Source organism: Staphylococcus simiae, from assembly GCF_017357005.1.
GTDB classification, from domain to species: domain Bacteria; phylum Bacillota; class Bacilli; order Staphylococcales; family Staphylococcaceae; genus Staphylococcus; species Staphylococcus simiae_A.
This window is the reverse complement of record NZ_CP071589.1, coordinates 2,257,298-2,281,546: the sequence shown is the minus strand read 5'-3', so window position 1 is coordinate 2,281,546 and position 24,249 is coordinate 2,257,298. Positions and strand designations below refer to the sequence as shown.

At 32.0% G+C, this 24,249-nt stretch carries 21 protein-coding genes; 13 read left to right on the top strand and 8 right to left on the bottom strand.

What is annotated here, in order from left to right; genetic code table 11:
• The first annotated feature begins 103 nt into the window (after positions 1 to 103).
• On the top strand, positions 104 to 1,546 hold the full coding sequence (locus J3R86_RS10605; protein ID WP_207517256.1) for a sucrose-specific PTS transporter subunit IIBC: 1,443 nt from the start codon (positions 104 to 106) through the stop codon (positions 1,544 to 1,546).
• Positions 1,547 to 2,108: 562 nt separating this feature from the next.
• A complete protein-coding gene (gene ltrA / locus J3R86_RS10600; protein WP_207518488.1) occupies positions 2,109 to 3,395 on the top strand; it encodes a group II intron reverse transcriptase/maturase in 1,287 nt (428 codons plus the stop codon).
• A 174-nt stretch (positions 3,396 to 3,569) separates the two neighbouring features.
• Here ltrA and J3R86_RS10595 read toward each other — a convergent pair whose 3' ends face one another.
• Both J3R86_RS10595 and J3R86_RS10590 read right to left on the bottom strand, forming a co-directional pair.
• On the bottom strand, positions 3,570 to 4,514 hold the full coding sequence (locus J3R86_RS10595) for a magnesium transporter CorA family protein (protein ID WP_207517255.1): 945 nt from the start codon (positions 4,512 to 4,514) through the stop codon (positions 3,570 to 3,572).
• Between the two features lie 41 nt (positions 4,515 to 4,555).
• Complete coding sequence (locus J3R86_RS10590) at positions 4,556 to 5,185, bottom strand: TetR/AcrR family transcriptional regulator (RefSeq protein ID WP_207517254.1); 630 nt, start codon at positions 5,183 to 5,185, stop codon at positions 4,556 to 4,558.
• Positions 5,186 to 5,339: 154 nt separating this feature from the next.
• On the opposite strand from J3R86_RS10590, the gene J3R86_RS10585 reads away from it, so the two are divergent.
• From J3R86_RS10585 to J3R86_RS10565, 5 genes are all read left to right on the top strand, one after another.
• A complete protein-coding gene (locus J3R86_RS10585; protein ID WP_207517253.1) occupies positions 5,340 to 6,617 on the top strand; it encodes a YhgE/Pip domain-containing protein in 1,278 nt (425 codons plus the stop codon).
• A gap of 226 nt (positions 6,618 to 6,843) precedes the next feature.
• Positions 6,844 to 7,623 carry an SDR family NAD(P)-dependent oxidoreductase gene (locus J3R86_RS10580; RefSeq protein ID WP_002464674.1) on the top strand — a complete coding sequence of 260 codons (780 nt, stop codon included), beginning with the start codon at positions 6,844 to 6,846 and terminating at the stop codon, positions 7,621 to 7,623.
• Between the two features lie 474 nt (positions 7,624 to 8,097).
• Positions 8,098 to 8,514 (top strand): DUF2871 domain-containing protein, encoded by a 417-nt coding sequence (locus J3R86_RS10575; protein WP_207517252.1) that lies wholly within the window; start codon positions 8,098 to 8,100, stop codon positions 8,512 to 8,514.
• Positions 8,515 to 8,791: 277 nt separating this feature from the next.
• Positions 8,792 to 9,826 carry an NAD(P)/FAD-dependent oxidoreductase gene (locus J3R86_RS10570; RefSeq protein WP_207517251.1) on the top strand — a complete coding sequence of 345 codons (1,035 nt, stop codon included), beginning with the start codon at positions 8,792 to 8,794 and terminating at the stop codon, positions 9,824 to 9,826.
• A 30-nt stretch (positions 9,827 to 9,856) separates the two neighbouring features.
• On the top strand, positions 9,857 to 10,258 hold the full coding sequence (locus J3R86_RS10565) for a GNAT family N-acetyltransferase (RefSeq protein ID WP_207517250.1): 402 nt from the start codon (positions 9,857 to 9,859) through the stop codon (positions 10,256 to 10,258).
• A 206-nt stretch (positions 10,259 to 10,464) separates the two neighbouring features.
• Here J3R86_RS10565 and J3R86_RS10560 read toward each other — a convergent pair whose 3' ends face one another.
• Positions 10,465 to 11,469, bottom strand: coding sequence for an acrylyl-CoA reductase family protein (locus J3R86_RS10560; protein ID WP_207517249.1), 1,005 nt, complete (start codon positions 11,467 to 11,469; stop codon positions 10,465 to 10,467).
• 183 nt (positions 11,470 to 11,652) lie between these two features.
• Here J3R86_RS10560 and J3R86_RS10555 point away from each other — a divergent pair, with 183 nt between their 5' ends.
• Entirely contained in the window at positions 11,653 to 12,177 is a 525-nt protein-coding gene (locus tag J3R86_RS10555) for a GNAT family N-acetyltransferase (protein ID WP_207517248.1), read from the top strand.
• Positions 12,178 to 12,524: 347 nt separating this feature from the next.
• Positions 12,525 to 13,112 carry a hypothetical protein gene (locus tag J3R86_RS10550; protein ID WP_207517247.1) on the top strand — a complete coding sequence of 196 codons (588 nt, stop codon included), beginning with the start codon at positions 12,525 to 12,527 and terminating at the stop codon, positions 13,110 to 13,112.
• Between the two features lie 215 nt (positions 13,113 to 13,327).
• On the opposite strand, the gene J3R86_RS10545 is transcribed toward J3R86_RS10550, so the two are convergent.
• A complete protein-coding gene (locus J3R86_RS10545) occupies positions 13,328 to 15,058 on the bottom strand; it encodes a CDP-glycerol glycerophosphotransferase family protein (protein ID WP_207517246.1) in 1,731 nt (576 codons plus the stop codon).
• A gap of 298 nt (positions 15,059 to 15,356) precedes the next feature.
• On the opposite strand from J3R86_RS10545, the gene J3R86_RS10540 reads away from it, so the two are divergent.
• Both J3R86_RS10540 and mqo read left to right on the top strand, forming a co-directional pair.
• Complete coding sequence (locus tag J3R86_RS10540) at positions 15,357 to 16,955, top strand: L-lactate permease (protein ID WP_207518553.1); 1,599 nt, start codon at positions 15,357 to 15,359, stop codon at positions 16,953 to 16,955.
• 610 nt (positions 16,956 to 17,565) lie between these two features.
• A complete protein-coding gene (mqo, locus tag J3R86_RS10535) occupies positions 17,566 to 19,044 on the top strand; it encodes a malate dehydrogenase (quinone) (RefSeq protein ID WP_207517245.1) in 1,479 nt (492 codons plus the stop codon).
• A 226-nt stretch (positions 19,045 to 19,270) separates the two neighbouring features.
• Here the strand turns inward: mqo and J3R86_RS10530 are convergent, their stop codons facing one another.
• The 4 genes from J3R86_RS10530 to J3R86_RS10515 form a co-directional block, all read right to left on the bottom strand.
• Positions 19,271 to 19,729, bottom strand: a complete 459-nt coding sequence (locus tag J3R86_RS10530) for a DUF3021 domain-containing protein (RefSeq protein WP_207517244.1) — start codon at positions 19,727 to 19,729, stop codon at positions 19,271 to 19,273.
• Positions 19,726 to 20,166, bottom strand: a complete 441-nt coding sequence (locus J3R86_RS10525) for a LytTR family DNA-binding domain-containing protein (protein WP_207517243.1) — start codon at positions 20,164 to 20,166, stop codon at positions 19,726 to 19,728. Before J3R86_RS10525 ends, J3R86_RS10530 begins: the two co-directional genes overlap by 4 nt.
• Positions 20,167 to 20,316: 150 nt before the next feature.
• Positions 20,317 to 21,681: a HAMP domain-containing sensor histidine kinase gene (locus J3R86_RS10520; protein WP_207517242.1), complete on the bottom strand. Its 1,365-nt coding sequence runs from the start codon at positions 21,679 to 21,681 to the stop codon at positions 20,317 to 20,319.
• Positions 21,674 to 22,348, bottom strand: coding sequence for a response regulator transcription factor (locus J3R86_RS10515; protein WP_207517241.1), 675 nt, complete (start codon positions 22,346 to 22,348; stop codon positions 21,674 to 21,676). Before J3R86_RS10515 ends, J3R86_RS10520 begins: the two co-directional genes overlap by 8 nt.
• 204 nt (positions 22,349 to 22,552) lie before the next feature.
• Between J3R86_RS10515 and J3R86_RS10510 the strand changes: the two genes are divergently transcribed.
• Both J3R86_RS10510 and J3R86_RS10505 read left to right on the top strand, forming a co-directional pair.
• Positions 22,553 to 23,482 (top strand): ABC transporter permease, encoded by a 930-nt coding sequence (locus J3R86_RS10510; RefSeq protein ID WP_207517240.1) that lies wholly within the window; start codon positions 22,553 to 22,555, stop codon positions 23,480 to 23,482.
• Positions 23,482 to 24,144, top strand: a complete 663-nt coding sequence (locus tag J3R86_RS10505) for an ABC transporter ATP-binding protein (protein ID WP_207517239.1) — start codon at positions 23,482 to 23,484, stop codon at positions 24,142 to 24,144. Before J3R86_RS10510 ends, J3R86_RS10505 begins: the two co-directional genes overlap by 1 nt.
• Positions 24,145 to 24,249: the final 105 nt, after the last annotated feature.

Sequence of the window (24,249 nt, the reverse complement as noted above, 5' to 3'; positions counted from 1 at the left end):
TAAGTGTTTGTGAAAAATTACAAATAGAGTATTGCAAATATTAATGGAACCGGTTACAATTATAATGAAAAAAGATGGAACCGGTTCTAATAGGAGGCAAAACATGGACTATAATAAATCCGCTGAAGAGATACTAAAGGCCATTGGTGGAGAAGATAATTTAGATGCGATGGCACATTGTTCAACACGCTTACGTTTAGTGTTAAATGATGAAAGTAAAGTTGATGAACAAGCACTAAGCAATTTAGATGTAGTAAAAGGGACATTTTCAACAGGTGGTCAATACCAAATTATTATTGGTGCAGGTACTGTTAATAAAGTGTTCGCAGAGCTAGAAAAATTAACAGGTAAAGAGGCTTCTACGACTTCTGATGTTAAAGCACAGTCAGCTAAGAATATGAATCCATTACAACGTTTTGTTAAAATGCTGTCAGATATCTTTGTACCTATCATTCCAGCTATCGTTGCTGGCGGTTTATTAATGGGTCTAAACAATATTTTAACAGCTAAAGATTTATTCTTTGCAGGTAAATCACTGATAGATGTTTATAGCCAGTTTGCAGGTTTAGCTGAAATGATCAATGTTTTTGCTAATGCACCATTTACATTATTACCTATATTGATTGGTTTTAGTGCTGCTAAACGCTTTGGTGGTAATCCATTCTTAGGTGCTGCGTTAGGTATGATTTTGGTACACCCTGGATTAATGAGTGCTTACGATTTTCCGAAAGCTGTAGAAGCGGGCAAATCAATACCTTATTGGGATGTATTAGGATTACACATTAATCAAGTAGGCTATCAAGGACAAGTATTACCGATGTTAGTAGCTGCTTATATTTTAGCTACTATTGAGAAAAGTATACGTAAAGTCATTCCAGCAGTGTTAGATAATTTATTAACACCATTATTATCAATATTTATTACAGCATTCTTAACATTCTTGTTCGTTGGACCAATCACAAGACAATTAGGATATTGGTTATCTGATGGATTAACTTGGTTATATGAATTTGGTGGAGCTATTGGTGGTTTAATCTTTGGGTTATTATATGCACCAATAGTCATTACAGGTATGCATCATAGCTTTATCGCAGTTGAAACAACGTTGATTGCTGATGCTGCTAAAACTGGTGGCTCATTTATCTTCCCAATTGCAACTATGTCTAACATGGCACAAGGTGGCGCAGCTATTGCAGCATTCTTTATTATTAAGCAAAATAAAAAGCTTAAAGGTGTAGCGTCTGCGGCAGGTATTTCTGCAGTATTAGGTATTACAGAGCCAGCAATGTTTGGTGTTAACTTGAAATTAAGATATCCATTTATTGGAGCTATTATTGGCTCAGGTATCGGTTCAGCGTATATTGCTTTCTTTAAAGTAAAAGCAATTGCCTTAGGAACAGCAGGCATACCAGGATTTATCTCAATCAATCCAGTGCATTCAGGTTGGTTACATTACTTTATTGGAATGATTATTTCTTTTACTATTGCAATCGTTGTAACGTTTGTATTGTCTAAGAGAAAAGCTAATAAAGAAGTAACAGAATAATATAAGAAAAGGTATTACAGAATGAAGTGAACAACTTCGACTGTAATACCTTTTTAATTGTGCGCCCGGCATGGGTAATTACTAGACGGTGAAAGTCCGTTACAGGCTTGGTAGTAGGAACTGTTAGCGAAAGACAAGGGTGTCCATTGTGAAATGGAATCTGAAGGAAGTCGGACGCAAACACTCGCACTGACGAACAGAAATATCATACAAGGCTATGTGGAATGGATGAATCTGCAATACAAGATAAAGTCCGATACTACCCGAGTTCTATATAGTAAATGATGCAGTGGAATGAGTGGAAAGTGGTTACTCTTACCCGGGGAGGTCTCATCAGCGATAAAAAAAATCGTAGTAATAACGAATGATGAGAAGTCAGCAGAGGTCATAGTAGGTAGAAATACTGAAGGACTGAACAATATTCATACAAAGTAAAGAATGGAGGTTAGAGATTTACAACGTACAGAATACAATTAATGATTGGCAACTCATAGAAAGATAAGTAGTGGAACGAAAAAGGATATATGAGTGCGTACAGTAAATCTTAGGTGAAATGAAAGAAATGTATCGTGAGTCTCCATCTATGATGGAGCTTGTTGTAAGAGAGAATAATATACAAAAAGCAATTAAGAAAGTGAAGAAAAACAACGGTGCACCTGGCATCGATGGCATGCGAGTAAGTGAATTAACATCACATTTCGCAAAATACTTTCCACAAATTAAACAAAAACTGCTTGATGGCACGTATAAGCCACAAGCAGTAAGAAAGGTTGAAATACCTAAATCAAATGGGAAAAAGCGCGTGCTTGGAATCCCTGTCGCAAGAGACAGAGTTATCCAACAAGCCATTAAACAAGTCATTGAACCTAGTATCGACCGTACTTTCTCAAAACACAGTCATGGCTTTAGACCGAATCGTAGTACAGGAACTGCACTTAAAGAATGTGCAACATACTATGAAGAAGGTTACTTAGTTGCAGTTGATTGTGATTTAAAACAGTGCTTTGATATGTTGAACCATGATAAATTAATGTATCTATTTGAACGACATGTTCAAGATAAAGCCATTTCTAAATTTATTCGTAGAAGCCTACAGGTTGGTGCAATCGACCTCAATGGTAATTATCGAAGTAGAGAAATAGGTGCACCGCAAGGTGGTGTTATTTCCCCGTTACTTTGTAATATTTATCTTCACGAATTAGATAATGAATTGGAGAAACGTGGTCATCGCTTTGTTCGTTATGCAGATGACTTCGTCATCTTTGTACGTACAAAACGAGCGGGTCAACGTGTCATGGAAAGTGTGACAAAGTTTATCGAAAAAGACCTTAAACTTATTGTAAATAGTGAAAAGAGCAAGGTAGGTTCTATCACACGTTTAAAGTTCTTGAGTTGTCTAATGACCAAAGTAAATGGCACTTATCGTTTCAGACCGACTATGGAAGCAAGAAGAAATTTAAAACGCACCTTAAGACGTCTAACGAAACGAAATAGACCAGGTACCTTTAAAGAGATTATATCAGAAATTAATCAAGTAACACGAGGGTGGATAAATTACTTTGGTAAAGGATTTATTACAGGTTTTGTAACGAAGTTACAATCATGGTTAAACCGACGCATTAGACAACTAATCCTCAAAAGATGGAAAAGAATAAAAACCAAATATAAGATGTTACGTAAGTATGGACTTGACCATAAGAGTGCAATGAAAATTGCCAATTCAAGAAAGAAATACTGGCGCTTATCATCAACGCATGAAGTTCATCGTGCACTTACAACAAAACGTCTCTACAAGTGGGGGTTAGAACCATTAACCCAACTCGCAGAGACGGCTTACGCAAGATATTGAACCGCCGAGTACGGAACCGTACGCTCGGTGGTGTGAGAGGACGGATAATCAAATAATGGTTATCCTCCTACTCGATTAGTTATAGGGTCCTCTATATTTTAAGACTGATAAATAAAAAGTAAACAATTTAAAATAATTATGTATCAGTCCACTTTGAGATAAAACGAGTTATCGTTATAATTTTTGTTTACGCCACAAGAAAATACTAACAATTACTACAAGAATTAACGAAATACCTACAACAATTAACCAAGATACATAACTATGATCATCTATGGGTAAAGGGACGTTCATACCAAAGAAACTAAAGACTAAAGTTGGTAAAGTAAGTAGTACCGTGAATAACGTTAATGTTTTCATAATTGTATTCATATCATTAGATAGTAATGACGCATATGATGTTGTAATACTTTCTAAGATACGTTGATGTAACTCAGTAGTTTCAATGGCTTGGTTATTTTCAATAATTAAATCTTCTAGTAATTCTTCATCTTCTTCAAAGCGTTTAATAGCAGGTAATCTAAATAACTTTTTAATAATCGTGTCATTACCTTTTAATGCAGCTAAGAAATAAACTAAACTTTTTTCAACTTCCATTAATTTAAATAATTGTTTGTTAGTTATGTTGTTTTTTAATTCTTTTTCGATACGAATTCTACTTTTATTTAGTAAGCGTAAATTACGATTATAATGATTGGAAATAGTGATTAAGATTTCTAAAGCAAAACGACTGTGATATTTCAAATTAATATCTCGACGTGAAAAATTCTCTAAAAATTCATTGTCTGCATCACAAACTGTCATAATAATACCATTACCAATAATAATACCAAGTGGCATAGTTACAAATGATAGGACACTACGATTGGTTGAGTTGATAATAGGTAAGTCAATAATAATTAATGAATAACCAGAATCTTCATCGTATTCTATACGTGCACTTTCTTCCGAATCAAGTGGATCTCGAATGAAATCTTCAGGAATGTTATATTGCTCTATAAGCATTTCAATTTCTTCACGTTCTGGTTCTACAACATTAATCCATGATGCAGTATGATCAAGAGGAGTTTCAATAATATGTTTATCTACATCTTCTGAATGTCTGAATGAAGTAATCATAATTTTTAAGTCCTTTCTTAAAGGTTAACAATTAACGCAAATTATTCTTTTGATTGTAATTCAACATGTGATTTATGTAAACGATTTTTAGCCATAATACGTAAAGGTCCATTGAAAATAATATTATGGATATGTTTAGCTAACTCATCTACAGAAATCGGTTGATCGTCTAGTACCCAATATTTGATGATTGAAATAGTAGCTCCCGAGACATAACTATAGAAATACATTTCAGGAACACCACCAACAGTGTGATCGATACTTATATATTTTTGCATATTTTTTCTGATATGTTCATTAATTTTTAATTCTAGTTGACTCGTACGCTCAAGTTGTAAAATTGTATGGTAAAATTCTAAATTATTATGAATATGTTGGAAAATATTTTTCAAGACATTATTCACAAAATCGTTAGCAATATCTTCAACACTAGCACCTTGTAATTCATTAAATTTAGTATAACTTGATAATTCTGCAATGTACTCATCTTCCATATCTGCTAGTAACATATATTTATCTTCATAGTGTAAATAAAAAGTACCTCTATTGACATCAGCACGACTCGTAATATCACTGATGGTTATTTTATCTAAATCTTTTTCCTGTAGTAATTTAGTAAATGCTTCTTTTATTGAAGATTTTGTTTTTCGTACACGTCTATCTTCTTTCAAAAATAAAAACCTCCTCATAAATGAACGATTTGTCACAGAATGTTCAATAACAAACGGCTGAGCCAAAATTGTGTATTGTATATTCTTATTTACATATTATAATAAACAACGTGCAAAATATTCAACACATTGTCTAATAAGGAGGTACAAATAGATGAATATATTTAAAAATAAATTACTATGGATAGCGCCAATAGCTATTATGATTATTTTGGTAATTTTTTCAATCGCCTTTTATCCAGCATATAATCCAAAACCTAAAGACTTACCTATTGGTATTATGAATAATGATAAAGGTACTACAATTCAAGATAAAGATATCAATATTGGTAAAAAAATAGAAGATAAATTAATGGATAGTGACTCAAATAAAATTAAATGGGTTAAAGTTGATAATAAAAAAGATTTAGATAAAGACCTTAAAAATGAAAAAATTTATGGTGTTGCTATTTTCGACAAAGACTTTTCTAAAGATGCAATGAGCAAAACACAAAAAGTCGTTATGGATAGTAAAAAAAAAGAAATGAAAGAAAAAGTTGAATCAGGAGAAGTTCCTCCACAAGTCGTTCAACAAATGCAAAAGAAAATGGGCAATCAAAAAGTTGACGTTAAACAAGGTCAATTTAAAACAATTGTTAGTGAAGGCTCAAGTATGCAAGGTTCACAAATTGCAACTGCTGTATTAACAGGTATGGGAGATAACGTTAATAATCAAATTACTAAACAAAGTTTAGACACTTTGAAAAAACAAAACGTTAAAGTTAATGCTGCTGACATTGATGGTATTACTAACCCAGTTAAAATTGACAATGTTAAAGTTAATAAAGTTAAAGATCATCAAGCTGGTGGTAATGCGCCATTCTTAATGTTTATGCCAATTTGGATAGGCTCAATCGTTACATCAGTATTATTATTCTTTGCATTTAGAACAAGTAATAATATTAAAATTCAACATAGAATTATTGCTTCAGTAGGACAAATGCTATTCGCAGTTATTTCAGCATTTGCAGGTAGCTTTGCTTTCATCTACTTTATGAAAGGTGTACTAGACTTTAACTTTGAACATCCAAATCGTATCGCTATCTTTGTGGCGTTAGCGTTATTAGGATTCGTTGGTTTAATCTTAGGTGTCATGGTTTGGTTAGGTATGAAGTCAATTCCAATCTTCTTCATCCTTATGTTCTTTAGTATGCAACTAGTAACATTACCTAAAGCAATGCTTCCAGAAAGTTATCAAAAATATGGATATGACTGGAATCCATTCACTCACTATGCTGGAACTGTTCGAGAAATCGTCTACTTGAATCATCCAATTGAGTTAAATAGTACAATGTGGATGTTCATCGGATTTATGATTTTCGGTGCATTATCAAGTTTAATTTCTGCTATGGTTAGAAAACATAGTAATAAACGTACAGAAGTACCATCATAAAAAATATAACTATGATTTTTAGGACTCTATTGAAGTGCATGATCACTTAGATAGAGTTATTTAATATATTCATTGTTTAAAATTGTTCGTATATGCTAATTTTTCATTAAAATAGTGAAAAAATAATAAAAAATAAGCAAATATGAGAAAAAGTAAGCGTTTTCTCTATAAAAATCTATCTTTTTGTTTTAAAATGAACATAAATGAAAAAAGAGGAGAGATGGATATGACAATTTTAGATAAATTTAAATTGAATGATAAAGTAGCAATTGTAACAGGGGGCGCTTCTGGTTTAGGTAAAGCAATGGGGCTGGCATTAGCAGAAGCGGGTGCTAATTTGGTTATCGCAGATATGAATTTAGAAGTTGGCCAACAAACGGCACAAGAATTTGAACAAGCTACTGGTAATAAAGCAATCGCATGTAAAGTAGATGTCACAAATGAAGATGAAGTTAATGCCATGGTTAAAGAAACTATGGATACATTTGGACATATTGATATTTTATTTAATAATGCAGGTATTAATGAACATGTTGATTTTGAAGATATGCCTTATGAACGCTGGAAAAAGACGATGGATGTAAACTTAAATAGTATGGTATTAGTTACCAATGCTGTAGGTAAAGTCTTCCGCGAGCAACAAAGTGGTGTTATTGTCAATACATCATCTATGTCAGGTATTATAGTTAATACGCCGCAACCACAAGCAGCATATAACACATCTAAAGCTGCTGTTATTATGCTAACAAAAAGCTTAGCAAATGAATGGGCGAAACATAATATTCGTGTTAATACGATTGCCCCAGGTTACATGAAAACTGAATTAACTAAAGATTATTTTGCACAAGGTGGAGAAATGATCGATACTTGGATGAATATGACACCAATGCAACGTCCTGGTGTACCTGAAGAATTACAAGGTGCAGCATTGTATTTAGCGTCAGATGCATCATCATTTGTGACAGGATCAGTTGTAACAGTAGATGGTGGTTATACAGCACTATAAAATAGTGGTTCTCTATTTCCTACGATTAGTCAAGTACTTATAAATAAAATAAGCATTACTAAATTAAACCGTTCAATTTTTTAGGACTGATAAATAAAAAACTGAATAATTTAAAACGAAAATTAATTTGAAGCCGAGACTCCTGAGGGAGCAGTGCTAGTCGAAGACTACAGGCTGAGACAGCACCCTAGGAAGGGACCCAACACAGAAAAACTGGTTATCCAGTTTTTTCATGCAATGCAGGTTGGGCATAGCGAGGCTTAAAAAAATAATTATGTATCAGTCCAATTTGGGAGAGAACCAAAATAGTTAAAGCGAACAAACTGTAACGAAAGTCCTTGTTAAGACCTTTGTTACAGTTTGATTTTTATACATTTTAAAAATAATTGCATGAGAGCATCTTTTACTTCGTAAGATTGTCACTGTTATAATTTAAATAATGATTTATAATGTAGTAGTGAGGGAGGATTGAAGATGCGTAGACTATTATATTCGTTTCTTTTCTATATGATAATTGGTTTGATTAGTGGTTTCTATTATCGAGAATTAACAAAGGCATATGATTTTACAGGGGATACACAGTTATCACTAGTACATACACATACACTGATTTTAGGTATGTTCATGTTTTTACTTATCATACCGTTAGAAAAATTATTCAAATTAACAAGTTATTATCTATTTAACTGGTTCTTTTATGTTTATCATATAAGTGTCATTACTACTATTGGGTTGATGTTAATTAAAGGCTCATTCCAAGTGACAGGTAAATCATATTCGCCTGAAGCGTTAGCCGGGTTTGCTGGTATTGGACATACAGGTATGCTAGCAGCATTGTTATTGTTATTCTTTTTACTTAGACAAGCGATTATTAAAGAACCGCGTGATTAATTAAATAGCGTTAATAATTAAAATAAATAACTTTGAGATTAAGTCAAAATGTTCTATATGTATGGGAGTGTTCTGAAATGATTTTTTATAAAAATTATTTCTGTCATAGACTCTAAACATAGTAGCTGCATTTAAGATTTAGTCTCTTTTTTTATGTTTGAAAATAACAAGATAATGTAGTGTGCTTTATTTTCCTTTACTTATAGAGCGTAGTATAATGTGAATAAATGATAATTATTATCAATGTACGGTTATATATCTATTGAGGGGGATCTTTATGAAAGACGTAACAATTATAGGTGGCGGACCTGCTGGCCTATATGCGAGTTTTTATGCTGGATTGAGAGACATGTCTGTAAGAATTATAGATGTACAATCTGAACTAGGTGGCAAGATGCAATTGTATCCAGAAAAAATTATTTGGGATATCGGTGGTATAGCACCTAAGCCGTGTTTTGATATTGTTAAGGATACGATTAACCAAGGTTTGTATTTTAAGCCAGAAGTTAATTTAGGTGAGCGTGTGATAGACATTAGAAAAATTCAAGAACAACACTTTGAAGTTGAAACAGATAAAGGGCATATTTATGAATCTAAAGCGGTTATTGTTGCAATTGGAGGGGGCATCATTAGTCCTAAGACTTTAGAAATTAAAGGAGCAGAGCGTTATCAATTAACCAATTTACATTATGTCGTACAAAACTATAGTAAGTTTAAAGGAAAAGATGTATTAATTTCTGGTGGTGGTAACACTGCACTAGATTGGGCAAGAGATATTGCATTAATAGCGAATAGTGTGACGGTCATTTACCGCAAAGAAGACATCACAGCACATGAAGTTATGAAGACGTTAGTTGCAGATTTGAATGTGACATTACTACCTAAGACAACGATTAAATATTTAATAGGAAATGATCAACAAACGCATATTAATGAAGTCGTGTTAGCACATGTTGATACTGGTCAGGAACACGTACAACCATTTGATGAAGTAATTGTAAGTCATGGTTTTGATCACTCTAACACATTATTGAGTGAAACAACAGCGCAATTAGCTATGTATGATGATTATCGTGTTAAAGGCTTTGGTAATACAACAACTAGTGTTGATGGTATATTTGCATGTGGAGATATTGTTCATCATGATGCGAAATCTCATTTAATTGCAAGTGCTTTTAGTGATGCTGGTAATGCCGCGAATTTGGCGAAACAATACATTCAACCCAATGCACCAGAAGAGGGATATGTTTCTAGTCACAATGATATTTTCAAAGAAGATAATAAAGCCATTACTAGTAAGTATTTATTTTAACATGAATGTCAGATAAATTATGGAGATTATATGATTACAATTAAGAATAAGATACCAAGTGTAAATGACTATTGTGAATTGAGAAAGAATGCTGGTATGAGTCCTAAAACGCCACAAGCAGCTGAAAAAGGGTTGCCGAATGCGTGTTATACCGTCACAATATACGATGACGATGCATTAATTGGTATGGGAAGAATCATTGGTGATGGCGGTACAGCATTTCAAATTGTTGATATTGCCGTAAGAAAAGATTATCAAGGACAAGGTTATGGACGTACGATTATGGAACATATTATGACTTATATCAAAGATGTGGCAGTAGAGAGTACGTATGTGAGTTTAATTGCTGATTATCCTGCTGATAAGTTGTATGAAAAGTTTGGTTTTATACCTACTGAACCACATTCTGGTGGCATGTATATTAAATATTAGCATCATGACTTGTTAGTACTTTGAGATATAGAATAATAAATGATTACATTATGTCGATAATGGCTGATTATCTAGTGATAACTTTATGATATACATCATTTTAATATAATAATTTAAATGATGGAAAATAATTAAGCTCCCGATAAGGCAAGCACTAAAAGTGTGATGACTTTGTTGGGAGCTTATTGTGTGTATATTGTTAAATATTATTGTCCAACGCCGAAATCAATGACGATACGACCTTTATTATGATGATTAATGACGCTATCAAGTTGTTGTGGTAGTTCATCAAATGACACCACGCTTTTAATAGAATGTAAATTTTCGGGTTTTAAATCTTTAGCTAAACGTCTCCATACGCGTTGACGTAACTTCATAGCAGTAAAGACTGAATCAATACCTAAAATATTTACACCTCTTAAAATATGTGGAAAGACTGAATTAGTGTAGGTATTGCCACCTGTCATTCCAATGATAGCGATAGAACCACTATGTTGTAATCGCTTAGTTACGTAATTAATACCTGCTCCTCCGACTGGATCAATACATGCTTGCCATGTTGATGAGGCTAAAGGTTTATTATTATCTTCGTCTATTGGTAGTCGATCGATAACTTCTTTGGCACCTAAAGATTTCAAAGTGTCAGCGGTATCTTTTTTACCTGTACTTGCAATGACTTTATATCCTATTTCACTTAGCATTTGAACAGCTAAAGTACCTACACCACCTGAAGCGCCACGTACTAATACAGGACCATCTTCAATATTCATGCCTACTTTTTCTAGTCTTTCAATAGCAAGACCTGCAGTATAACCTGCTGTACCGTAAATCATTGCTTCTTCTAATGTGAGTGTGTTTGGTAAATCAACAATCCATTCGGATTTAACACGAGCATATTCACTAAATCCACCAAAATGACTAACACCTAAATCATAACTTGTAACAATAACTTCGTCGCCAACAGCATGACCAGGTGCATTAGATTCAACAATCGTACCAGCTAAGTCGATACCAGGAACCATTGGATATTGTTGCACAACTGCATTATTGTCTTGAGTTGCTAGAGCATCTTTATAATTAATACCTGAGTAATGTATTTTAATAAGGACATCACCCTCTGGCAAATCTTCTGTTGTTAATTGTTGGAATTGTGATTTAACTTTACCATCTTGTTCTTTATCAATGACAAATGCTTTAAATGATTCTACCACATTGATACATCCTTTCTTATTTCTATTAAAATGACTATTACATCGAATAAATTTAACACTTATGTTTAGAACATACAATCATTATATTTTAAGGTGACTTTATGGTAATGTAATTTTACAAATGATATTAATTTAATATAAGGTTAGCTAAATTGATATTAGAATTAAAGGGGGGACAATAATATGGGAGAAATTGTTACGATTAACCCAGCAGATGCTGAAGAACTAGTAGCATTAGCAAAGAAAACTTTTTATGATACATTTAAAGGTAATTATGATGACAAAGACTTCGAACAATTTTTCAATGTTAATTATACTGTTGAAAAATTTGATAATGAAATTAAGAATCCCAAATCTTTTCATTATTTTTATCAGGTTGATGGTAAAAATGTTGGCTATTTACATTTGAATATTGATGATGCTCAAACTGAAGATATGGGTGAAGCATATTTAGAAGTCCAACGTATTTATTTTGATAAGGCATTTCAAGGTGGGGGACGTGGTTCTGAATTTATCGAATTAGCAGAACAAGTCGCGCGCCAACATCATAAAAGTAAAATTTGGCTAGGTGTATGGGAGCATAATCCACAAGCACTAGCTTTTTATAAAAGTCATGGCTTTAAAGTCGTTGGCGAACATCAATTTAGAACAGGTGAAGTCGTAGATACAGATTTAATTATGGAAAAAGACTTAAAAAATAATGTTTAAATGATTAAATTAATAATGTCAGAAGATACTAAGTAGAGATAAATTGCTTTACTTAGTTTTTTGATGTTAATTAATAAAGTATCTTATATACGGGTTCTACTAACATCTCAAATTAAGTATATAATCCTAATTTTTAGGCTCATTTGAACATTAGTGATGATTTTTTTGAATTTAAGTAGAAAAAGATATGAATTTTAAGGAAAATAAATAAAATTATTGTAGATTTAAGTTATAATAAAGATAGCATAAGTTAATGATGCAATAGTGTCTTAGTAGTAATGAAGTGAACTTGTAATAAATGATATTAAATAAAAAGTTTAACTTTGATTATGAGAGGAGAGATACAAATGAAAAAGTTAATGGCGATAGTATTAGCGATGTTTTTATTGTTAGCAGCTTGTGGTCAAAATAATGAGCATGAACAAGGTAGGAATAAAGATAATGATAGTAAAGAAAAGACTACCCAACAAGATCAAAAATCTGATGACAAAAAGGTAAAAGAAAAAAATAATAAAGCGAATAAAACAAAAGATAGTAATCAAGCAAATGAACAGCAAAGTAATAGTAAGAACCAACAAGCCAATAATGTTAACAATTCAAACCAGCAACCAACAACGAATCATGCACAAAATGGAGATCCATATCAAAGTGAAAATGCTGTAAAAATAGCACGTAACCTTTATCCATTTGATGGTGATGAAGAACAAGCATTAGCGACATTGCCTAATTTTCAAAATGCTTTAAATAGTGCTGAAACAGAAGCGAATAAATTTGGTAATAACCAAAAAGTATATAATGATTATTCAATTGATGGAAGCAATGGTAAGTATAATTATGTCTTTAGTTTCAAAGACCCTAATGTTGATGCTTACTCAATAGTTACTGTAAATCAAGAAGGACAAGTAGCGGTCATAGATCCAAATTATCAGCAATAATTCAAAAAGACTCTAGCAAATATTTGTTAGAGTCTTTTTGAATTATATTAGGATAAAGGGCGTCAGTTTAAATATTCAAAGCCCCTAAGCAATAAATTGCTAAGTATAAAAAGGAATACAGTTGATTACTCCCCCAACTGGCATTGCATGTAGAATTTCTAATCGAAATTCTCTGTGTTGGGGCCCCAGCATAAAAGCCACTAAGCAATAAATTGCTAAGTGGCTTTTAAAATCTTATGGATGAGTTGTGAGATGGATTCGAGTGGTTGTTCAGTTTGTTCGGTTTGTGGGTATTTTAAGGTTGGAATGGCATCGGCTATTAAATTGTTAATTAATAATTGTCTATCGGTATACCAAATTTTAGTTAAGTGACTCCATATTTCCTCGTTGACACCTTGCTCTTTAACGAACTCACTATGATTTGGTGTGTATAAACATACTTTTTTATCTATAGTCATAGCATCAAAAATAATATTAGAATAGTCCGTTAATATAACATCAGCTAATAATATTAAATCTTGTGCACTTAATTGTCTTGGTGCAATAATGGCTTCTTCAGGTAGTATAGCTTCATCAATACCTTGTACAATAACATGAAATGCTTTGAATAACGCATCAGATAAAGGGAGTTGCTCTTGACTCTGCGTATCAATAGGTGCATAAAAGAGAATCGGTTTATCGTCAGCTAATTTAAATGATTGACGATATTGTTTTCGTAACGACATATCATGTTGCTTTTGTAGCAAATATTGAATTTTAGGATTACCGTATGCTAGTACAGTTGCCTGATGACTTGGAAATGCACTTTCGTAAAAACGACTAACATCATTAACAGAATGAATAATATAATCATGTTGTAACCAACGATTATAACGTTTAGCTCGATAATAAGGTATGTGAGCATTGTTACTAGGCTCTTTGCTATCTAAAAAGAGTTGTCTAATTGGTGTACCTTGATGTAATTGAATTAAAGTACCATTGGCGTTAACATCGTTGGGTAAATCATTTTCCAATATCACAATACGGGCACTTTCTATTATTTCTAGCGTGTCACTTTTATCGGGGGATAAAAAGTGAGGCCCTCTTCGTTCATTAGTAATAAAATAAGCTTCAAGCGTTGGATTATGCTTAACAAAATAATTGAAAAGGTACTTAGAATTTCCTGCATAATGATAATGATCGCCTAAAAAAACAATGTGTTTGTTTAATTGATGATATTGTTTGTCGTATAAACCACATGCTTTGCGATGTTTATTTAATGTTCGTTGTTTTGAAAAACGATAAAACCAACGTGGCATAAAGAAATGCGTAGATAATAGCTTATGATCTAATTTAGTTAATTGACTGGTATCGTTCATATTAATTTGACGAAACGGTACTTTGTAGTGATGTTCATAGGCAATTTTATCCAAATAAAATTGCGTAGTTAGGTCATCAATATCAAGTTTATGCACAGTTGAATTCCAAAAAGTATCACTCGTAGTTAGGTCATCAATATCAAGTTTATGCACAGTTGAATTCCAAAAAGTATCACTCGTAGTTGGTTGACTATTGAAATTGAACACTACATGTCCATCCACAGCTAAATTATCTTGCAATAAAGTTATCAGTGCTAAGTCGAATAAAGAGTCAATTTGATAGTTGTTAATGATATCAATTGCTTGATCAATATAGTAAATCACATTGGGCATTAAATAATCATTATTGACCCAATCATTAAAATGAATAGTAGTTTGTCCGAAATACGAGCAATTATTTAAATATTGCTCATCAATTGTATAATCTACAACAATTGAACGTTGCTCTACCTTAATAGCATCCAACATTGCTTGGTAAAGTGTTAAGTCGTTATTATAAGGTGCAATATGTGTATAACCTTCGCGTGAAGCTTGTTGTAAATGAGATTCTAAGTTAGTTATGTTCGATACATTTATTTGTTTAATCATTATTATGTCATCTTCCGTTTCTCATTATAGTGTCTTATTCATTCTATCATGACAAATCGTAAAATTCATGACACACACAAACTTCATCTAAATAGTTTGAACAATTTAAAGGTCTCTACGACATTCATATAAATAAATAATAAAATATAATATGTATATTGTGTGACACAATAAAAGTTGATATAATTTATACGTGAAAAAAATCACATAAAATCTAAAAATATTATCGATAACTAGAAAAATGAGTAGATTTTAGATGATTAACACTACAAAATTAAAAGGAAAGAAGAGTCATCATATGTTAGTACACACATTTAACCCTTTTGATAATTTATTGTTATCGACTTTAATTGCAGCAATTCCTATTATTTTATTTTTATTATGTTTAACTTTATTCAAAATGAAAGGTATTTATGCAGCAATTACTACATTAATTGTTACATTAGTGATTGCAGTGCCATTCTTTAAATTACCTGTTGGTATTGCAACTGGAGGAATTATAGAAGGTTTCTTTCAAGGTATTATTCCTATTGGTTATATTGTAATGATGGCCGTCTTATTATATAAAATTACTGTTGAGTCAGGTCAATTTATTACAATCCAGGATAGCATAACGAATATTTCACAAGATCAACGCATTCAAGTATTGCTTATTGGATTTTCATTTAATGCATTTTTAGAAGGTGCAGCAGGTTTTGGAGTACCGATTGCTATTTGTGCATTATTATTAACACAGTTAGGATTCCATCCATTACAAGCTGCAATGTTATGCTTAGTTGCTAATGCAGCATCAGGTGCATTTGGAGCTATCGGTATTCCAGTTGGAGTAGTTGAAACATTACATTTACCTGGGCATGTCACTGTATTGGATATATCTCAATCATCAACATTAACGTTAGCTATTATTAATTTCTTTATTCCGTTTTTATTAGTATTTATAATAGACGGATTTAAAGGGATTAAAGAAACATTACCCTCTATTTTAGTGGTATCAATCACGTATACAGTTTTACAAGCTGTGCTAACAGTATTCAGTGGTCCTGAACTTGCGGATATTATTCCACCGTTAGCCTCTATGTTAGCTCTGGCATTATTTTCTAAAAAGTTTCAACCGAAACATATTTATCGTGTAAATCCTAATGAACAAATTCAGCAAACGACACAACATTCAACAAGCAACGTGTTGTATGCTTGGAGTCCATTTATTATTTTAACTGTCATTGTCATGATTTGGAGTGCACCATTTTTCAAACATTTATTCTTACCTAAAGGTGCATTATCATCATTCGTATTTCATTTCAATATACCTGGTACTTTGAGTGATATTACGCATAAACCATTAATATTAACATTAAATGTGATTGGACAAACGGGCACAGCCATTTTATTAACTATAATTATTACGGTATTAATGTCTAAGAAAGTGAGTTTTACCGATACTGTAAGATTATTTGGTGTGACGTTTAAAGAATTATGGTTACCAATTGTAACTATATGTTTTATTTTAGCAATTTCTAAAATTACAACTTATGGCGGTTTAAGTGCTGCTATGGGACAAGGTATTGCTAAAGCAGGACATGTATTCCCAGTTTTATCGCCAATTTTAGGTTGGATAGGTGTCTTTATGACTGGTTCAGTAGTTAACAACAATTCCTTGTTTGCACCAATACAAGCTTCTGTTGCGCAACAAATTGGTACAAGTGGATCATTACTTGTAGCATCGAACACGGTTGGTGGAGTAGCTGCTAAATTAATTTCTCCACAATCAATTGCAATTGCTACAGCAGCTGTTAAACAGGTAGGTAAAGAATCTGAACTACTGAAAATGACTTTGAAATATAGTATTTGCTTATTAATATTTGTCTGTGTTTGGACATTCATTCTATCTTTATTATAGAGTGAATTTTCGACAAAAGGTGTCTATACTTAATATGATGCGACTGGCAGTAACTATTTGAATTATCAAATAGTGATAAAGAAACGTTTTATCATTCTAAGGAGGAGTCTTGCTAGGATGTGGATAACTCAGCATCAAAAAAATCTATACGTAGATTTTATATAAATGTATAAGACGAATATTTATGTAATAATGATTTTTGTCTCAGCATCTAACACTGTAATGTATTACTTTTACAGATAACATAGACCGGGGTTTGCGCTATTTATTGTGAATCTCGGTTTTTAATTTGTACATGTTGGAAAATTGATGAGCAGTATCAATAAAATAAATGATTAAAATAATAGGACAAAGCTAAAGTTTGAATCTTTCAAAAATGATAGCGCTTTATGTTAAAATGGAAAATGAGTTATTTAAAGTTTTTTCAACTTGTTGAGGGTTGTTAATTATCTTAATAATTACGACTTAATGATACAATAATGGTATAAGTTAAGCTTATAACGATATTTAATGGCATCAATATATGGAAATCGTTTGTTAATACATTAAAGCGTAAGATTACAAAGCCTAGACGTTCCATTATTCATTGAAAAGGGGGACTGTATTTGTTATGACAACACAACATAGCAAAACAGATGTCATCTTAATTGGTGGCGGTATTATGAGTGCAACATTAGGAACATTATTAAAAGAATTATCACCTGAAAAAAGTATTAAAGTATTCGAAAGGTTGTCACAACCTGGGGAAGAAAGTTCAAATGTTTGGAATAATGCAGGTACAGGACATTCAGCCTTATGTGAGCTGAATTATACTAAAGAAGGTAAAGATGGGTCTGTTGATATTACTAAGGCCATTAAAATTAATGAACAATTTCAAGTGTCAAAACAATTTTGGGCATATCTTGTAAAAACAGGTCAATTACAACACCCTGAAAGATTTATCCAATCAGTGCCACATATGAGCTTTGTGATTGGTGAAGATAATATTAATTTCATTAAAAATCGTGTTGCAAGCTTACAACAAAATGTACTTTTTGAAAAAATGAAATTATCTCAAGACGAAGAAGAGATGAAGTCATGGGTACCATTAATGATAGAAGGCCGTTCTTCTGATGAACCAATAGCTTTAACATATGATGAAACTGGAACGGATGTTAACTTTGGTGCATTGACGAATGACTTATTCCATAATTTAGAACAACGTGACGTACATATTCAATATAAACAAGAAGTGTTAAACATTTCTAAGTCGGCTAAAGGAACTTGGATAGTTGAAGTCAAAGACTTATCAAATAATAAAGTATCAACATACGAAGCGGATTTTGTCTTTATCGGGGCAGGTGGAGCAAGTTTACCGCTACTACAAAAAACAGGTATTAAAGAATCTAAACATATAGGTGGTTTCCCTGTTAGTGGTTTATTCTTAAGATGTACGAATCCAGATGTTATTAATCGTCATCATGCGAAAGTTTATGGTAAAGCTGCAGTTGGTGCACCACCAATGTCGGTACCACATTTAGATACACGTTTTGTGGATGGAGAACGTTCATTGCTATTTGGTCCGTTTGCTGGTTTCTCACCTAAATTTTTAAAAACAGGTTCATATTTAGATCTTATAAAATCAGTTAAGCCTAATAATATCGTTACTATGTTATCAGCAGGTATTAAAGAAATGAGTTTAACTAAATATTTAATATCTCAACTCATGTTATCTAATGACGAACGTATGGACGATTTACGTGTGTTTTTCCCAAATGCTAGGAATGAAGATTGGGAAGTTATTACAGCTGGTCAACGTGTACAAGTTATTAAAGATACAGAAGATGCTAAAGGTAATTTACAGTTTGGTACAGAAGTTATCACATCTGAGGACGGCACGTTAGCCGCACTTTTAGGTGCTTCACCAGGCGCTTCAACTGCAGTCGATATTATGTTTGATGTCTTACAACGTTGTTATGGCGAAGATTTTAAACAATGGGAAGCAAAAATAAAAGAAATGGTACCATCATTTGGTAATAAATTATCGGAAAATGAAGAGATGTATCATGCTATTAATAAAGAAGTAACTAAACATTTAAATGTAAAATAATTTTGGATTATAATTAAATGCTTGAGCTATGTAGTAAATAGGGATGCTCAGTATATTATTTAAGTCCCGAAAAGATTCACAATAGTGATGTTTTTTCGGGACTTTATTGGTTCTCTGTTTTTTTAGAACTGATAAAAAATGAATAATTTAAAATGAAAATTTAATTATGTATCAGTCCGATTTGTTAGAGAACAATTTTATTCTGATTATCAGAGTCTTAGTGAATTTAGCGACGCTTTTGTTGTAACTCTTGATTTATAGCTCGAACATAATTTTTATTTTTAAAATAATTGATAAGCCAAATGACAATATAAATAGCGATAAAGATGACAGTGAAAAATAACAGGTTAATTATTGTAATTGGAAACCAACCAGCTAATATAGCTAAAGGTAAAAAACCAAAGTAAGTCACTATAAAATGTAAAATAGTCGCAGTCGTTATACTCCAATCTGTGGCATTAAAAATTAAACTTCCAATGTAAAAAACAAAACCAATTAATAACCATAAAATAATTGCAATCGTCATTATTGCTGGTTCCGAAAAATGAGTAAAGTAGAATTGACCTATGGTTGATACTGGATTCAGTGGGTAATAATGACCTTGTGCATATAGTGCACTAAATAAAATAGACAATGTTAAACCGATTAATAAACTTATAAAAATAGAACGGATTATTTTAGTCATAGCGCAAGACTCTCCTTTATAGATTTTAAATAGCGTCTAGAAGAATAGGTGTAAGATGAATGTTTTAGATACATACGTATCAAACCATTTGGTTCAAGAGATAATTTCTCAATGTAGTACTTATTAACAATTTCTGATTTTGATATACGTATAAAGAAGCTAGGTAACATATCTTCTAGTTCGTACAACCGATATTTAATGTTAAATTGTTGAGACTTTGTTAAGGCAACGATATGTTTATTTACTGTTTTAAATGTAATGATATCATCGATATTAATAAAGTGTATGTCCTTCTCAACATAACCTTTGATGATTTGTGATTTATCACAATTTTTAACAGTACTAATAATATGTTCGATACTGTCATCCATTTCAGGAGCATGAATATCAATATATCTGTCATGCTCGTTTTCATTGATAAATAAGTTGAGTTTCATGTTGATGGTACCTCCTTTGTTTTTATTAAATCACATTCTATTAAGAGTGATTTAAAAATAAACTAAATGGTCGAAAATAAGTACTAAACGGAACATAAATATATAAAAACACTACTTGAAACTGTATGGTATCAAGTAGTGTCAATGAAGTTATAACGGTAAGTGTATTGTAAATGTATTTAAATGATCATCATTCTGGTGGAAATAAATGGTACCATGATGTAATTCAATAATAGATTGAGTGATAGCAAGACCTAAGCCATTGCTGTTATCCTGCTGACTTACTTTATAAAACCGTTCAAATAATCTTTGTTGACTAACATCACTCAATGATTCCCCTTCATTAGCAATTGATAGTTCTATTTGATTGCTCGTTTTATGTAATGTAATGTCTATCACATCACCATGAAAGCTATATTTAATGGCATTGGTAATTAAATTACTAATAGCTTGATGAAGTAAACGCTCATTTCCTTGGAAATATAGTGATTGTAAATCAGACATTATAATTAAATCTTTACTATCTGCAGCAAATTGTTCATGACGAATAATGTCTTTTATGAGTATATCCAATTGAATGCGATCTTTGAATGTTAAATGTTGGTGATTATCAAGTTCAGATAGTAGTAACAGCTCAGTTGTGAGATTACTCAACTGTGAAGTAATGTTAAATATGTCACTAATATATTGTTGGCGCTGTTGTTGATCTTTGCTATGTTCTAGTTGGTTTAACAGATGATGGATATGTGTTAATGGTGTTTTAATCTCATGACTAACATTTTGAACAAAATGTTGTCTCATTTCATCAACTTGTCCTAAAGATTGTCGCATCATATTAAAACGATATTGTAATGCACCAATTTCATCATGTCTAGTTTGTTTAATGGGCGTATCAAAGTTGCCATCCATTAATTGTTCTGTTGCTTGTTTTAATTTTTTAACTGGTTTAATGATTGAATAAGTTGAAGCTATGACTAAAGAAATTGAAATGATTAATAATAAAGTAAGTAATATAGCTAAGAATGATCTAAATTCACTAAATGTTTGACCGATATCTGGTCGCATAAATACAGCTAAATTTTGCTTATCTGTTTTAAAATTAACACCGACAGTATTATCAGTCTCATTATCGAAAAAGCCTGTGACAAAAAGTTCAAAGGGTTTATTTTTAATGCCGTGATAGTCTTTACCATTTAAAACTTGTTTAATATGTTGTTGTGTCAAAGTATCTTTGCGAAAAGGTTCACCATAAAATGTTTTGTGTCCTTGTTGGTCAACAGTTAATAGTTGGTAGTTTAGTTGACCAAGATGTTTAAAATATGCACGTGTACTATCCGTCTGATGATGTTCTTCAAAAGATTGTGCCTCTTTTAAAGTGGCCATGATTTTTGCATCATTTGAAGGTTTTAAATAGAAATGATAATAAACATTGGTAAATAAAAAACTAATCATCGCGCTAAATAAAATAACGGTAATAGTGTAAATGGCAATTCTTGAATAAAGAGATTTAAACATGTTCTTCCACCTTATATCCTTGTCCACGAACTGTTTCTATAGTGATAGTGGCTGCTAGTTTTTGTAGTCGTTGACGCAGTCGTTTAATATGTACATCCACTGTGCGTGTATCTCCTTCATAATCCAATCCCCAAATCTTATCAATGATATGTTCCCTAGTAAAAATTTGTCGTGGATGACTAGCAAGCATAAAGAGTAATTGAAATTCTTTGTTTGGTAATGTGATTGTTTTAGAGCCAATCTGTAATTCCATATAGGCTTGATTTAACGTGAGATTTCCAATTGTTAATTCTTGGTTTGTATAAATATCATAACGACGTAAGACTGCACGTATTCTAAAGATTAATTCTTTGATTTCGAATGGTTTCGTTACATAATCATCTGTTCCACTTAAAAAAGCACGTTCTTTATCACTTAAGGCATCACGAGCAGTTAACATTATGACTGGTAGGTTGTAGTCATGCTTTAATGTTTGGCATAATTCAAAGCCATTCATGCCCTCCATCATAATATCTACAATAGCTATATCGACGTGTTGATGATTAAGTAAAGATAGAGCTTGATCTCCACCTAGTGCACGATACGTTTGCATATGATGTTTTGTTAAATGATTCGTGACATAATCTAATATTTGTTGATCGTCATCTACAATTAAACACTTTATCATTATCATACTCCCTTATTAAAAATAATTTTAGACCTCGAGCATACTTTATATTTTACAATTATCAATTGCTAATATACTGACTAGATTAATTCATTTTATTATACAGTGTAAAAATAAATATACCAAAATTGCTGCAGTTCATATTGAGTTCACATTCACTTTTTATAATGACTAAAAAGATAATACAAGGAGAAGTGAAGAAATATGAAATTAGCGTTAAAAGAAATTTTATTTTATAAATTCCGCTACACGCTGATCACTATAATTATATTGTTATTAGGTATCATGGTGTTATTTATTAGTGGATTAGCGCAAGGCTTAGGTAGAGAAAATATTGCCTTATTTGAACAGTTTCATAATGATAAATATATTGTTGAGAAAATGAAACAACCTCAGATTGAAAAGTCCCATTTAACAGCATCTCAACAACAACAAATAAATAAGGTAATTAAACAACAACCTTATCAACTAAATCCTCAAACTTTAAAATTAGCTGATAAAGATCAAGATATTATGACGATGAACGATAATAAAGAACATCATATTAAATTAAAAGAAGGTCATTATCCAACAAATAATCATGAAGTAGCTATCAATGATAAATTAGCAGTAAATGATGTTAAAGTTGGAAGTCATATTCATTTCAAAGGACACAAACAAAGTTACAAAGTTGTAGGAATACTTAGTGAAACGATGTATGCGCATAGTTCTATTGTGTTACTCAATCCATCTGATTTTAAACAGTTAAATCAACAATACGCAACATTTTATCCTGTTTCAAACTTAACAAACTCACAACAACATAAAATAGAACAAATTAAAGGTGTTAGTGTGGTTAGCGAAAAAGATTTAACTAATAATATAGCGAGTTATCAAGCAGAACAAGCACCACTTAACATGATGATCGTGAGCTTGTTTGTCATAACATCAATTGTGTTAACTGCATTCTTTTATGTTATGACGATTCAAAAAATATCTCAAATAGGTATATTAAAAGCAATAGGTATCAAAACGAGACACCTAATAAGTGCTTTATTAATACAAATACTCGTTCTAACAATGATTGGAGCAAGCTTATCTTTTGTAAAAGTTATTAAAGTGGATCCAATAGAAGCAATTGGAGGTACAGAATAGTGAGTATAGAAGTTAAAAATATCGTCAAAACATTTGGACAAGGACATTCTGAAACTAAAGTATTAAAAGGAGTCAATTTCAAAGTGAATGAAGGCGAGTTTGTCATTTTAAACGGTGCTTCTGGTTCTGGTAAAACGACATTATTATCTATTTTAGGTGGATTGTTAACTCAAACTCAAGGTCAAATACTTTATAATGATACGCCATTGTTTGATCGTGAACATCAAGCAAGTGAATTACGCTTAAACGATATTGGTTTTATCTTTCAATCATCGCATTTAGTGCCGTATTTAACAGTCATGGAACAATTAACACTTGTTGGCAATGAAGCGGGTATGTCAAAAAACGATAGTAATAAACGAGCTGAGTCACTGCTAACTCAAATTGGTTTAGCACACCGCTTACATGTTCATCCACAGCAATTATCTGGTGGGGAAAAACAACGTGTAGCGATTATGCGTGCATTGATGAATCATCCTAAAATGATCTTAGCAGATGAACCAACGGCAAGTTTAGATGCGCATAGAGCAACTGAAGTAGTGGAAATGATACGACAATATATTAAGTCGCAACAAATGATTGGAATTATGATTACACATGATCAAAGATTGTTTGAATATGCAGACCGCATTATAGAATTAGAAGATGGTGAAATAGTATAACAATAATAATAGCGACTGGGAAAAAATATGTCACACTTAAATTCAAGTATTTGGCAGTAACTGTCTGGTTTGTAAAATGTTGATAAATCAACGTTTTACAAACCT

Coding starts and splice junctions, on each gene's coding strand:
- J3R86_RS10605 (WP_207517256.1), top strand. CDS start 104: ATGGACTATAATAAATCCGCTGAAGAGATACTAAAGGCCATTGGTGGA.
- ltrA (WP_207518488.1), top strand. CDS start 2,109: ATGTATCGTGAGTCTCCATCTATGATGGAGCTTGTTGTAAGAGAGAAT.
- J3R86_RS10595 (WP_207517255.1), bottom strand. CDS start 4,514: ATGATTACTTCATTCAGACATTCAGAAGATGTAGATAAACATATTATT.
- J3R86_RS10585 (WP_207517253.1), top strand. CDS start 5,340: ATGAATATATTTAAAAATAAATTACTATGGATAGCGCCAATAGCTATT.
- J3R86_RS10580 (WP_002464674.1), top strand. CDS start 6,844: ATGACAATTTTAGATAAATTTAAATTGAATGATAAAGTAGCAATTGTA.
- J3R86_RS10575 (WP_207517252.1), top strand. CDS start 8,098: ATGCGTAGACTATTATATTCGTTTCTTTTCTATATGATAATTGGTTTG.
- J3R86_RS10570 (WP_207517251.1), top strand. CDS start 8,792: ATGAAAGACGTAACAATTATAGGTGGCGGACCTGCTGGCCTATATGCG.
- J3R86_RS10565 (WP_207517250.1), top strand. CDS start 9,857: ATGATTACAATTAAGAATAAGATACCAAGTGTAAATGACTATTGTGAA.
- J3R86_RS10555 (WP_207517248.1), top strand. CDS start 11,653: ATGGGAGAAATTGTTACGATTAACCCAGCAGATGCTGAAGAACTAGTA.
- J3R86_RS10550 (WP_207517247.1), top strand. CDS start 12,525: ATGAAAAAGTTAATGGCGATAGTATTAGCGATGTTTTTATTGTTAGCA.
- J3R86_RS10545 (WP_207517246.1), bottom strand. CDS start 15,058: ATGATTAAACAAATAAATGTATCGAACATAACTAACTTAGAATCTCAT.
- J3R86_RS10540 (WP_207518553.1), top strand. CDS start 15,357: ATGTTAGTACACACATTTAACCCTTTTGATAATTTATTGTTATCGACT.
- mqo (WP_207517245.1), top strand. CDS start 17,566: ATGACAACACAACATAGCAAAACAGATGTCATCTTAATTGGTGGCGGT.
- J3R86_RS10530 (WP_207517244.1), bottom strand. CDS start 19,729: ATGACTAAAATAATCCGTTCTATTTTTATAAGTTTATTAATCGGTTTA.
- J3R86_RS10525 (WP_207517243.1), bottom strand. CDS start 20,166: ATGAAACTCAACTTATTTATCAATGAAAACGAGCATGACAGATATATT.
- J3R86_RS10520 (WP_207517242.1), bottom strand. CDS start 21,681: ATGTTTAAATCTCTTTATTCAAGAATTGCCATTTACACTATTACCGTT.
- J3R86_RS10515 (WP_207517241.1), bottom strand. CDS start 22,348: ATGATAAAGTGTTTAATTGTAGATGACGATCAACAAATATTAGATTAT.
- J3R86_RS10510 (WP_207517240.1), top strand. CDS start 22,553: ATGAAATTAGCGTTAAAAGAAATTTTATTTTATAAATTCCGCTACACG.